The sequence below is a fragment of the Tersicoccus sp. Bi-70 genome (genome assembly GCF_001968825.1).
Classification (GTDB): domain Bacteria; phylum Actinomycetota; class Actinomycetes; order Actinomycetales; family Micrococcaceae; genus Tersicoccus.
Genome location: NZ_MIEU01000002.1, coordinates 481,343 through 493,322, shown reverse-complemented (window position 1 = coordinate 493,322; position 11,980 = coordinate 481,343). Strand labels below are relative to the sequence as shown.

Below are 11,980 nucleotides of genomic sequence, written 5' to 3'. Positions count from 1 at the left end.
TTGTACCACAGGGGCTGGTCGCGGCGGGACGGGATGCGGTGTGAGACCGCGCACGGCGGCCGGCGCGCCGTCAGTTCGACGCCCTGCCGACACCGTCAGTACGACGCCGTCCGGGCGGCGTCGGCGATGGCCTCGAGCGTGGTCCTGACGGCGCGCCGCTGAGCACGGTCGGGCCGCATCAGGGCGGAGAGGTGACGGCGGGCCGCCACCTCGACGATCGGCGTGAGCGTCAGACCGCTGTTCGACGTCGTGAAGCGTGGCAACACGGCGAGATGATCGCTCCCCGCCACCAGGGCTTCGACGAGCCGATTGTCCCGGATGCGCTGAGCGACGTGCAGCGGTCTGCCCAGCTGCGCGGCGATGGCGGTGAGCACGGTATCGAGCGGGTATCCCTCGGGCACCCCGATCCAGCTGGCGTCCGCGACGTCGTCGGCGGTGAGAACCTCCTGGCCGGCGAGAGGATGCGTCGAGGCCATGGCGATGTCGAGGGGTTCCACCGCCAGCTCGCGAACCACGAGGCCGGAGGCCCCTGGGGGTTCACTGCCACCGAGATGGTGGGCGATGACGATGTCGTGGTCGACGGTCAGGCCGGCGAACTCATGTTCGGCCAGATCGACGTCGACGATGCGCAGCTCGATGCCGGCGCGCGCCGTGGTTTGCAGGACGCTCGGGAACAGCAGCGTGGCAGCACTTGGGAAGGCCGCGACCGACACCGCGCCACCCGGGTGGTTCCGGTAGTCGTCCCAGCGGGCCTGGACCGCCGCCAGGACCGTCTCCACCTCGACGCCGCCGGCGGCCAGGACGCGCCCGGCTTCGGTCAGCCGCACCCCGCGTCCGTCCGGTTCGACCAGGCGCATCCCCGCATCCCGTTGCGCGGTGCGGAGCTGCTGGGAGACCGCGGAGACCGTGCGATAGGTCGCGGCGGCCACCGCCGTGATGCTGCCGCGATCGGCGAGTTCGCGCAGGAGCTGGAGATGCCGGACGTCCATGTAGCCAGCCTACAGAGTGGGTGTCCAACGTTTCAGTTGTTCTTATCTCACTTGTCCGGCAAGAATCGAAGCATGCCGCCCCGCCATGCCGCCCTCGCCATCCTCGTCGCCGTGCTCTGGGGGCTCAACTTCGTCGCGATCGACCTCTCGCTCCAGACCTATCCCCCGTTCCTGCTCGCCGCCGTCCGGTTCGCCCTGCTGGCGATCCCGACCGTCCTCCTGGTCCCACGCCCGGACGTGCCGTGGCGGTGGCTCATCGGGTACGGCATCGGCTTCGGCATCCTCCAGTTCGGCTTCCTCTACTGGGGCATGGCCGCCGGCATGCCGGCCGGCATCGCGTCGCTCGTGCTGCAGGCGTCCGCCCCGTTCACCGTGCTCCTCAGCGCCCTCGTCTTCAAGGAACAGGTGACCGCGATCCGCGTGGTCGGCATCGGGCTGGCGATCGCCGGGCTCTGCGTGGTGGGGTGGCAGCGCTCGGAGCACGCCGCGCTCCTTCCCTTCCTGCTGACGCTGGCGGGCGCGCTCGGGTGGGCGATCGGGAACATCTGCAACCGCCAGGCGCACACCACGGAACCGTTCCGCCTGGTGCTCTGGATGACCGTGGTCCCCCCGATCCCGATGTTCGGGGTCAGCCTGCTGGTCGAGGGTTCGGATCGCATCGGCCAGTCGCTGAGCACCGCGCTGACACCCGCGGGTCTCCTCCCTGACCTCGGTCTGCTGTACACCGTCGTCGTGGCCACCGTCGTCGGCTCCGGCATCTGGAGCTGGCTCATGTCCCGGCACCCCGCGGGCATGGTCGCACCGTTCTCCCTTCTGGTGCCGGTCTTCGGGATGCCCGCGGCCTGGCTCGTCTTCGGGGAGTCGATCCGCCCGGGCGAGCTCGTCGGTGCCGTGCTCGTCGTCGTCGGGGTCCTCCTCGGCGCCCTCGTCCGCCGGCGACTCACGACGACCGCGCGGCCCGGCGTCCGGAGCGCGGCCGCGGAGTCATCGGTGCTCTGACCGCGCCGACCTCGGGCTGAGGTCGGTCCGGTCGGTCAGGCCTTGCCGCGGAGGATGCGGTGCCAGTAGACCCACGGCAGCGCCCACCGGTCCAGCAGGAAGGTGCTGCGGCGCTCCCTGCGGAGCTCGATCAGCTTCGCGGACGGCATCGGCGTGCCGTCGGGGCCGAACTCGGCGAAGACCATGGTGCGGCGGCTGACCGTGAACGGGCTGACCGTGTAGCCGGTGGTGCGCTGGGTCGGCGCCCTGCCCGCGAGCACGGCGCGGAGGTTCTTCACGACGACCGGCGTCTGCTTGCGCAGTCCCCCGCCGGACGTGGAGCCGGGCACCGCCGCGATGTCGCCGAGCGCCCAGACGTTCGGGTGGCGGCGGTGCTGCAGGGTGCCCGGGTCGACGTCGACGAAGCCGCCGGCGGCCGCGGACGAGAGGCCGGAGTGCTCGACCCACGCGGGCGCGGCGTGCGGCGGCGTCAGGTGCAGCAGGTCGTAGGCGAGCTCGGACGTCGCGCCGTCCGTGGCCAGCGTCGCCGTGCTGGTCTCTCTGTCGAGTGCCCGCACCGTCGTCGTCGTGCGCAGTTCGATGCCGTACTCGGCGATCTTGCGCATCAGCTCGTCGTCGACCACCGGGACGCCGAACACGGTGGGCGTCGGGACGGTGAGGACGACGCGGATGTCGTCCAGCACGCCGCGACTGCGCCAGAGGTCGCACGCCATGTAGAGGATCTTCTGGGCGGCGCCGGCGCACGGGCAGGTGTCGTCCGGCATCGTGAACAGCGCGGTGCCCGAGCGCATCCCGTCGACCAGCCGCCACGTCTTCGGCGCCAGGTCGAACAGGTAGTTGGTGGACGCGTTCTCGGCGAGCAGCGCCTCCGCGGAGCCCGGGATGGCGTCCCAGTCCGGCCGGGAGCCGGCGGCGAGCATGAGGTGGTCGTAGCCGATGGTCGCGCCGCTGGTCAGCGTCACGCTGGAGGCGTCCGGGTCGACGCGCTCGACGGCGTCGCGCACCCACGTGGACCCCGACGGCATGGTCTGCTCCTGCGGCCGGCGCGCGGCGTCGATCGAGGCGAGACCTGCGCCCACGTAGGAGAGCAGCGGCCGGTACTGGTGCTCGGTGCGGGGTTCGACGATGACGACGTCGTCGACGCCCTTCCGGTTCAGCTGTGCGGCCAGCGAGATGCCGCCGTTGCCGCCGCCGACGATGAGCACCTGGGCATGGGTCGGGACGGTGTCGGTCGCATGCTGGGCCATGTCTCCGGACACTACACCGGCTGTCTCGGTTGTCTCGCTTTCCGAGAGGTTATCCGGGCTCCTCGTTCGGGCTGGGTGGGTGCTCCTCGTTCGGGCTGGGTGGGTGCTCCTCGTTCGGGCTGGGCACGGGGGACTGGATCTCCCGGCGCTCGCAGAGCTCGCTTGGTCGACACGTCCCCCTTCCGCCCGGCCCCACGCCCACCGGTTCAGGAGACGGCGCAACGCGGGTGGAGAGCGGAGGCTCAGGCCTCGCGATTCCCGCCGGCTCCAGGTGGCTCTCGGTCATTGCCGTGCAGCGGCTTGCGAGCGCGTTCCGCGCGACGCGACGCCACGTACTCGTCGACGGATCTCGAGTAGTCATGATTCGCGGCACCGCCCCAGGCGGCGCCCAAGCCGACGCCCAACCCCAGGATCCACGCCGTCGCCCACGGAGCGAAGAAGCCCGCCATGACGAGCACGGCGATCCAGAGGAGGACTGCGATGCCCAGCACTCGCCGTTTGCTCAACTGATTTTCCTACTGGACGCTCGCCTGCCATCGCCAGATGACAGCGAGCCGACGAGACGGATCATCCGGTTCTCCACGACGCGGCGTCAAGAACGTACCGCCCGTCGCCGGTGGGACCCCTGTTGCCGATCGGGACGGAAAAGCACCGCACCAACGTGAGGAACGGTCCCATCTGGTGTGCCGAGACCTCGACGGTCAGCCGTCAGATGGCAACCGCGTTGGGGGCACGCCAATCCGGCTGGTTCGCTCACGGCCGTCACGGCGATCGCCGACGGGACCGCTGTTGCCGATCGGGACCGAATAGCGTGCGCCAACGGCAGCAACGGTCCCCATTGGTGTGCAGACCGCTCGCCGGCCTTGATGCTGGGCGCGCTGACGGAGCTGGTGTCAGTCGAGGGGCAGTGTCATCCCGCTTGCGGCGACGGCCTCGGCCACGTGAGTCGCCAGGGCGGCGCGGATCGTCTCCGTCGCGGCCTCCATGCGCGCGCGCCCGGTGAGTCCCCGCTCGGCGACGATGGCGACCGGCGTTCCGAAGTCCACCGTGAAGCGGCGGCGCAACCGCGGGATGTGGCTCGTCCGTTCCCCCGTCTGCCGGGTGCCGAGGACGGCGACCGGGACGACCGGGGCCCCGGTGGCCAGCGCCAGCCACGCGACTCCGCCGCTGATGGCGGCCACGTCTCCACCGCCGCGGGTGCCCTCGGGCAGGATGCCGACGCAACGACCCGCCTCGAGCACGGCCTTCGCCGTCTGCAGCGCCCGCCGGTCTCCCGCCCGGTTCACCGGCAACTGCCCCGAGTAGTGCAGCACCCGGCCGAGGAACCCGGTGAACATCTCCTTCTTGACGAGCACGTTCATGTACCGGGGCGCGGCGCCGACGAGCACCGGCCCGTCGAGCGCGGACATGTGGTTGGCCGCGAAGATGATCGGACCGTCGGCGGGCACCGTGGAGGCGCCGACGACGTCGGTCGCGTACAGCGCGTGGTCCAGGAACCGTCCCACCGGCCGGCTCCACCGGTTCATCCAGAGCGGCGGAGCGGTGTGCTCCCCCGGCCGTTCCGCGCGGGTGGCGTTCACCGGGATCCGCTCACGTCGCTGCGCCGGCCTTCGACGCGCGGATCACGTCGATGACGGCGTCGACGGTCTGCTCGAAATCCAGCTCCGTGGAGTCGACCGTGGTGACGCCGTCGGCCGCGGTCATGAAGTCGACCACGGTGGAGTCCTTCGCGTCCCGCTGCACGACCTGCTCGTGCAGCTCGTCCTTCGACTGGGTGCCGCCGAGCTGGTGACCACGCCGGCCCATCCGGGCCTCCGGCGAGGCGGTGAGCAGGATGCGGGCGGTGGCGTCGGGCGCGACGACGGTGGTGATGTCCCGGCCCTCGGCGACGACGCGTCGTCCGGTCTGCTCGATGATCCGGCGCTGCCGCTCGACCAGCACGGCCCGGGCGGCGGTGTTGGTGGCGACGGCGCTGACGGCGCCGGAGATGCGCGGGTCGCGGATGGCGGCGGTGATGTCCTGCCCGTCGACCTCGACGGTCTCGTGCTCCGGGTCCAGCCCCATCGTCAGGGGCAGTTCGACGGCGGCCTCGACGACGTCGGACGCCAGCTTCTCGTCGGCGGCGGCGGTCGCGGCGGTCAGGTCGATGCCGGAGTCCAGGCAGTACCAGGTCAGTGCCCGGTACATGGCGCCGGTGTCGAGGAACTGCAGGCCGAGCCGTTGGGCGACCGCCCGGCTGACGCTCGTCTTGCCCGATCCCGAGGGACCGTCGATCGCGACGACGAGCTCGCCGTCGAACGCGTCCGTCTCCGTACCGTTCCGATCATCAGCGCTGGCGCTCACGCGACCACCTTCCATCCTCGGCCGGTCAGGTCCTCGACCAGCGACTGCTTCTTCGACGGCAGCACGGCGATCTCCACCATGCCCACCGGCAGGCCCGCGGAGTGCCCGAGCCGCATGTCCTCCAGGTTCACGTCCAGCTGCCCGATCTCCGTCAGCAGCAGGGCGATCTGGCCCGGCTTGTCGTCCACGAGCACCGTCAGCCACGCGAACTGCTGCGCGGGGCCGCCGTGCTTGCCGGGGATCCGCGCCTGGCCGGCGTTGCCCTCGGAGATCAGCTGCGCCATGTCCAGGCGCGCGCCCGGTGCGGTGGGCGCGCGCAGGGTGTGCAGCAGCCGCTCGATGTCGGCGCGCATCCCCTCGAGCGGTTCCACCAGGTGCCCGGCGTTGGCGCCGAGGATCTGCACCCACAGGCCGGGGTCGCTCGCGGCGATCCGGGTGACGTCGCGCAGGCCCTGACCCGCCAGCGACAGCGACGCCGCCGGGGTGTCCTGCAGCCGGCTCGCCAGCAGCGAGGACACCACCTGCGGCAGGTGCGAGACGAGGGCGACCGCCTCGTCGTGCGTGGCCGGGTCCATCGTCGTGACGATGCCGCCGAGATCCATGGCGAGCGAGGTGACCGTGCGGTACGCGTGCGGATCGATGTCGTCGTGCGGGCAGATCACCCACGGCGCCGACGTGAACAGCTCCGCCCGGGCAGACACGGCGCCGGAGCGCTCACGCCCGGCCATCGGGTGCGAGCCGAGGTAACGGCGCACGTCGACGGTCTCGTCGTCCGAGGCCGCGGCTCGCACTTCGTCGAGCACCGCGCTCTTGACGCTGGCGACGTCGGTGACGACGGCGTGCGGGTAGGTCCGCAGGGCCGCGACGACGAGGCTGCCGCAGACGTCCGGCGGGGCGCCGACGACCACCAGCTCGGGCGCCAGGTCCGCCGGCGCGTCCGCCAGCGGCACGCCGGCGGCGATGTCCGTGGCGACCGCCTCGGCGGACGGCGAGGCGTCCGAGAGGTAGACGTCGATGCCGCGCGAACGCAGGCCGAGGCCGATGCTCGCCCCGAGCAGGCCGGTGCCGACGATCAGCACCGGGCCGTGCAGGTGGGCGGACTTCTTCAGCAGCGTCGGGTTCATCCGTCGCGCCTACAGACCGACGGACGCGAGCAGGACGCCGGCCTCCTGCCGGCCGAGCGCCCGGATGGAGCCCTGCTTCTGGTCCCCCAGCGCGATGGGGCCGAGCTTGACCCGCACGAGGCGCAGCACCGGGAAGCCGACGGCGTCGAACAGGCGACGCACGATGCGGTTGCGGCCCGAGTGCAGCACGACCTCGATCAGCACGTGGCCGGGCGTCGAGTCGATCAGACGGAACGAGTCGACCGACGCGTGCCCGTCCTCGAGCTCGAGGCCCGCCTTCATCTGGGCGCCGACACCCTTGGGCAGCGGACCGCGGACCTGCACGAGGTAGGTCTTGGGCACCTCGTACGACGGGTGGGTCAGCCGGTTGGCCAGCTCGCCGTCGTTGGTCAGCAGCAGCAGCCCCTCGGTGGAGACGTCCAGCCGGCCGACGTGGAAGAGCCGCTCGGGGGTGTCCTTGAGGAAGTTCGAGATGGCGGGGCGGCCCTCGGGATCGTCCATGGTCGAGACGACGCCGGCGGGCTTGTTGAAGACGAGGTAACGCAGGGTCTCGTCGACCTGGATGCGGATGCCGTCGACGTGGATGGTCGAGCGCTGCGGGTCGACGCGGATGCCGAGCTCGCGCACGATCTGGCCGTCCACCTCGACGCGGCCGGCCTCGATCATCTCCTCGCACACGCGGCGGGAGGCGACACCGGCGTGCGCCATGATCTTCTGCAGCCGCTCCCCGTCCTTGCTGTGCAGGCGCTCGGGGCGGGCCAGCGGGCCGGACGGCGGCGGGGTGGCGCTACCGCGATGCTTGGGGGCGTGCACCTTCGGCGCCTTCGCGGGCTTGACGTCCTGACCGAAGCGCTCGTTGGCGAAGGGCTTGGCGGTCCTGCCGTCACCGGGCTTGATGCGTCCGGCGCCGGGCTTGCCGGCACCGAACTTCGCGGCGCTGCCGGGCCGGGCGGGGCGGCCGCCGGTCGTACGCCGGTCGCCGCTGGGACGACCGCCGCTGCGCCGGTCGTCGCCGAAGCCGCGGGCCTCGTCGTCGCGGCCGTACCGGTCACCGCTGCTGCGCTGTCCGCCGGACCGGGGAGCACCGGAACGCGCTCCGGCCGAACGCGGAGCGCCGGGTCGTCCGCCTGCACCACGGTCCGCACCGCTGCGGCCGGCGTCGCCGAACCGAGGGGCACCGTCGCGGCGGTCGCCGGAACGAGGAGCGCGGTCGCGGTCGCCACCGGAGCGGCCATAACCCTCGTTGGAACGGCCCGCGCCGGAACCGGAACGGCCGTAACCGTCACCGGAGCGGCCCGCACCGTTGTCGGAACGACCGTAACCGGAACGGGGCGCGCTGTCGCGGTCGCCGCCCGAACGGCCGTACCCGCCGCCGCCGGAGCGACCCGCACCGGAGCCGGAACGGCCGTAGCCATCGCCGGAGCGACCCGCGCCGTTGTCGGAGCGGCCGTAACCGGAACGGGGCGCGCTGTCGCGGTCGCCGCCCGAGCGACCGTAGCCCTCACTGGAGGAGCGGCCGTAGCCGTCGCCGCCGGAGCGACCTGCACCGGAGGAACGCGGGGCGGATGAACGGGGGTTCGACGAACGCGAAGCGGAGTTCCGGCCGGAGCCGGATGCCGAGTCGCCTCGACGGCGGTTGGCCTCCCGGCCCGCGCCGGAAGCTGGCGGCTGCGTCATGGTGTTGCCTCACAGACAGAATGGTGTGGAGTGTCCGGCTCGTCGGCCGGAAGGAGATGCGCCCGGACCTGGCCGGGGCGAACGCGGTCGCGAACGACCACCCTCCACTGTATCGCGAGGCCACCGACGATGAGCGATGACGAACTGACGGGTACATCACCCTCGGCGAGCGCCGTCGATGCCGCTCATCCCGCCGAGTGGACGGATAACGCACCCAAACGGTCCCGATGACGACATCAACCGCCCACTCGACGGATGGAGTACGCCGAGTGGACGGATAACGCACCCCTACCGACCGAATGACGACGTCAACCGCCCACTCGACGAAGGGAGCTCGCCGAGTGGACGGATAACGCACCCCTACCGGCCGAATGACGACGTCAACCGTCCACTCGACGAGGGAGGACCCGCACCACGGCCCCGTCGATCACCCGATCGCCGTCGACCGTGACCAGACCGCCGTCCCCTTGGCCGCACCGACGGGACTGACTAGGGTCGAATCAGCGACATCCGTAAGCATGCTGAGCACCAGGAGGAACCGTGGCGACCGTCAGCGATTTCATCATCGACCGGCTGATCGAGTGGGACCTGCACCAGTGGTACGGCTATCCGGGCGACGGCATCGGCGGATTCGACGGTGCGCTGGACAAGGCGCAGAAGGACGGCAAGGACTTCCGGTACATTCGCCCCACCCACGAGGAGATCGCGGCCTTCATGGCCTGCGCGCACGCGAAGTTCACCGGTGAGGTGGGCGTCTGCATCGCGACCTCCGGGCCGGGTGCCATCCACCTGCTCAACGGGCTCTATGACGCGCGGATGGACCACCAGCCCGTCGTCGCCATCGTCGGCCAGCAGGCGCGCGTGTCGATCGGCAGCGACTACCAGCAGCAGATCGACCTGGAGCGGATCTTCCAGGACGTCGCCGGCTTCGTCGAGACCGTGACCACCCCGATGCAGGCGCAGCTGGTGATCGACCGCGCCATCCGCATCGCTGCCGCCGAGCGGTGCCCCACCGTCGTCATCCTCCCCGCCGACGTGCAGCGCCTGACCATGGAGGAGCCCAGGCTCGAGCACTTCGTCTCCCGTACCGGCGTCGGGCACCCCTCGACCGCCGTCGTCCCGCCGAGCGAGGAACTCGAGCGCGCCGCCGCCGTGCTGAACGCGGGGTCCAAGGTGGCGATGCTCGTGGGTGCGGGTGCCCACGGCGCGACCGACGAGGTGATCGCCGTCGCCGAGACCCTCGGCGCCGGGATCGTGACGACGCTGCTCGGCAAGGACGTGGTCCCCGGGGACGTCCCGTTCCACACGCAGCAGTCGGGCCTGCTCGGGTCGAAGCCGAGCTACGACACGCTGATGGACTGCGACACGCTCTTCCTCGTGGGCGCCAACTTCCCCTACGGCGAGTTCCTGCCGAAGACCGGCCAGGCGCGCGGCGTGCAGATCGACCTCGCTCCCGCGAACCTGAGCCTGCGGTACCCGATGGAGGTCAACCTGCTCGGCGACGCGAAGGCGACGCTCACGGCGCTCCAGGAGCACCTGCAGCGCGCCACCGACCGCAGCTGGCAGGAGGGCGTCGTCGCGTCGATGACGACGTGGAACGAGACGCTCGCCGCGTCCGCGGACACCGAGGCGGAGCCCGTCAATCCCCGCTACGTGTTCCACACCCTGAACGAGCGGCTGCCGCAGAACAGCATCGTCACCGCCGACGCCGGCAGTACCGCCGACTGGTACGGGCAGCACATCAAGCTCGGCCGCGGCATGGACGGCAGCCTCTCCGGCAGCCTCGCGTCGATGCTCGCCTCGATGCCGTACGCCCTGGCCGCCAAGTTCGCCCACCCGGACCGCCCGGTCGTCTGCACCATCGGCGACGGCGCCTTCCAGATGCTCGGGATGAACGAGCTGATCACCCTCAAGCGGCACTGGAAGGAATGGGCCGACCCCCGCTTCGTCGTCCTGGTGCTCCACAACGACGACCTCGCCCAGGTCTCCTGGGAGATGCGGGAGGCCGGTGACCCGCGGTACGACACGAGCCAGCTCGTCGAGGACATGAACTACGCGGCCTACGCCGAGCTGCTCGGCTTCCGCGGCATCCGGGTGGAGACGAAGGACGACGTCGCCGGCGCGTGGGACGCTGCCTTCGCGGCCGATCAGCCCGTCCTCATCGACGTGGTCACCGATGCGAACATCCCGCCGCTGCCCCCACACATCAGCTTCACCGAGGCCAAGGGCTTCCTCACGGCGCTGCTCAAGGGCGACCCGGCGGAAGGCGCGGTGGTCGTCGACTCGGGTCGCCAGGTCGCCGCTCAGCTGTTCGCCAAGGCGAAGTCGGCACTGACGCCGGGGAAGTGACGCCCGGTCGCGTTCACTGGACGATCTCTGCGGGTCCGGCGACGTCGAACGACAGAGATCGCCTCGTCAATGGGCGCGCGACGCTGTTTCCGGGACCGGTCCGGCCGCGTCCCACCAGTCGAGCACTCGGGTCGCGACGAGGGTGAACCACGGGGACGGCTCACCGACGGGCACGTCGATCTCGAACCACACCTCGCCCGGGTGGCGGCGCTCCTGCCGCCACCGCCCGTCCGGCTGCCGGGCGTCGCGGATGACGGCGATCGCGTCGGCCATCCGCTCGTCGGGTGCGGTGCCGTCGAGCACCGATGCCTCACGGAAGTAGTCGGCGGCGTTGAGCGCCGAGTAGACCCAGCGGAAGGGGTAGGCGAGGCAGTCCGCCCACGGGCCGACCAGCTCGCCCGTCGATTCCCGATACAGCAACCGGCGGCGGAGCAGGTACTCCTCGCCGGCGTGCCGGGCGTCCCGGGTGTCGTTCCGGCCGGTCAGCTGCTCCCACGCCAGGAGTCCCTTGAGACTGTTGAGCGTCGAGTGGAAGGAGGCCCGCGTGGAGCCCTCGACCCACTCGCAGTTCCAGCCGCCCTCGGGCTGCTGATGCTCGACGAACCAACGCGCCAGGTCGCTCATGTCCTCGCCGAGCCAGGCGCCATTGGCCAGGGTGAAGCCGTTGATGCAGCAGTCGACCTCGCCGCCCCAGTAGGGCAGGTCGTCGTACTCCCAGTGGGAGTTGGCGGCGAGCTTGTCGGCGGTGCCATCCAGGGCGGCCGCATCGAGGCCCCACTCCCGCAGGGTCACCAGGCTCCACGTCGTCGCGGTGTAGGGCTGGCCGGACCACGCGCTGTCCTGTTCCGGCTCCGCGTCGGACGCGGCGGCTGCCTCGGCGTCGTCGGCGGACGGGCCGTCGTCGGTCGTGTCACCGGCCGGCGTCCCGGCACTGGTCGCGGCGTCTCCGACCGCCGTTGCCTCGGTGGCCTGCTGCTCGGCTTGCTGTTCGGCCTCCCGCGCCTGCATCTGCTCGATGAAAGCCTTCGGGAAGAACGCTCCGCCGGCCCACTGCCCGTCGTCGTCCTGCTTCGCGAGCAGCGCGGCGCCGAACCCCTCGGTGGCGACCCGGGCTCGCGTCGCCTGCCACACCGCGGGCGGGGCTCCCGCGAGGTCCCGTTCGACCTGCCAGCGCAAGGCGGGGTCGGTGTCGAGCAGCCAGTCCAGCACAGCCGGGTCCGTCGCCATGGCGACACGGTACTGCGGCGACCCG

General features: G+C 71.5%; 8 protein-coding genes and 1 pseudogene. 2 read left to right on the top strand and 7 right to left on the bottom strand.

Annotated features, from left to right (window positions below; all coding sequences use genetic code 11):
• Positions 1–95 precede the first annotated feature (95 nt).
• Positions 96–989 (bottom strand): LysR family transcriptional regulator, encoded by an 894-nt coding sequence (locus tag BGP79_RS02400; protein WP_076693026.1) that lies wholly within the window; start codon positions 987–989, stop codon positions 96–98.
• Positions 990–1,061: 72 nt separating this feature from the next.
• On the opposite strand from BGP79_RS02400, the gene BGP79_RS02395 reads away from it, so the two are divergent.
• On the top strand, positions 1,062–1,988 hold the full coding sequence (locus BGP79_RS02395; protein ID WP_076693025.1) for an EamA family transporter: 927 nt from the start codon (positions 1,062–1,064) through the stop codon (positions 1,986–1,988).
• A 35-nt stretch (positions 1,989–2,023) separates the two neighbouring features.
• Here BGP79_RS02395 and BGP79_RS02390 read toward each other — a convergent pair whose 3' ends face one another.
• From BGP79_RS02390 to BGP79_RS16840, 5 genes and pseudogenes are all read right to left on the bottom strand, one after another.
• Positions 2,024–3,235, bottom strand: coding sequence for an NAD(P)/FAD-dependent oxidoreductase (locus BGP79_RS02390; RefSeq protein WP_076693024.1), 1,212 nt, complete (start codon positions 3,233–3,235; stop codon positions 2,024–2,026).
• Between the two features lie 893 nt (positions 3,236–4,128).
• Complete coding sequence (locus BGP79_RS02380) at positions 4,129–4,761, bottom strand: 1-acyl-sn-glycerol-3-phosphate acyltransferase (protein WP_083701543.1); 633 nt, start codon at positions 4,759–4,761, stop codon at positions 4,129–4,131.
• Between the two features lie 64 nt (positions 4,762–4,825).
• Positions 4,826–5,593: a (d)CMP kinase gene (cmk, locus tag BGP79_RS02375; protein ID WP_083701480.1), complete on the bottom strand. Its 768-nt coding sequence runs from the start codon at positions 5,591–5,593 to the stop codon at positions 4,826–4,828.
• Positions 5,575–6,702, bottom strand: coding sequence for a prephenate dehydrogenase (locus BGP79_RS02370; RefSeq protein ID WP_076693021.1), 1,128 nt, complete (start codon positions 6,700–6,702; stop codon positions 5,575–5,577). Before BGP79_RS02370 ends, cmk begins: the two co-directional genes overlap by 19 nt.
• Before the next feature lie 9 nt (positions 6,703–6,711).
• Positions 6,712–7,917: pseudogene (locus BGP79_RS16840) on the bottom strand (pseudouridine synthase); the annotation flags it as partial.
• 1,002 nt (positions 7,918–8,919) lie between these two features.
• Here BGP79_RS16840 and BGP79_RS02360 point away from each other — a divergent pair.
• Positions 8,920–10,728 (top strand): thiamine pyrophosphate-requiring protein, encoded by a 1,809-nt coding sequence (locus BGP79_RS02360; protein WP_076693020.1) that lies wholly within the window; start codon positions 8,920–8,922, stop codon positions 10,726–10,728.
• A gap of 66 nt (positions 10,729–10,794) precedes the next feature.
• On the opposite strand, the gene BGP79_RS16835 is transcribed toward BGP79_RS02360, so the two are convergent.
• Positions 10,795–11,955, bottom strand: coding sequence for a squalene cyclase (locus BGP79_RS16835; protein WP_233121017.1), 1,161 nt, complete (start codon positions 11,953–11,955; stop codon positions 10,795–10,797).
• Positions 11,956–11,980 lie beyond the last annotated feature (25 nt).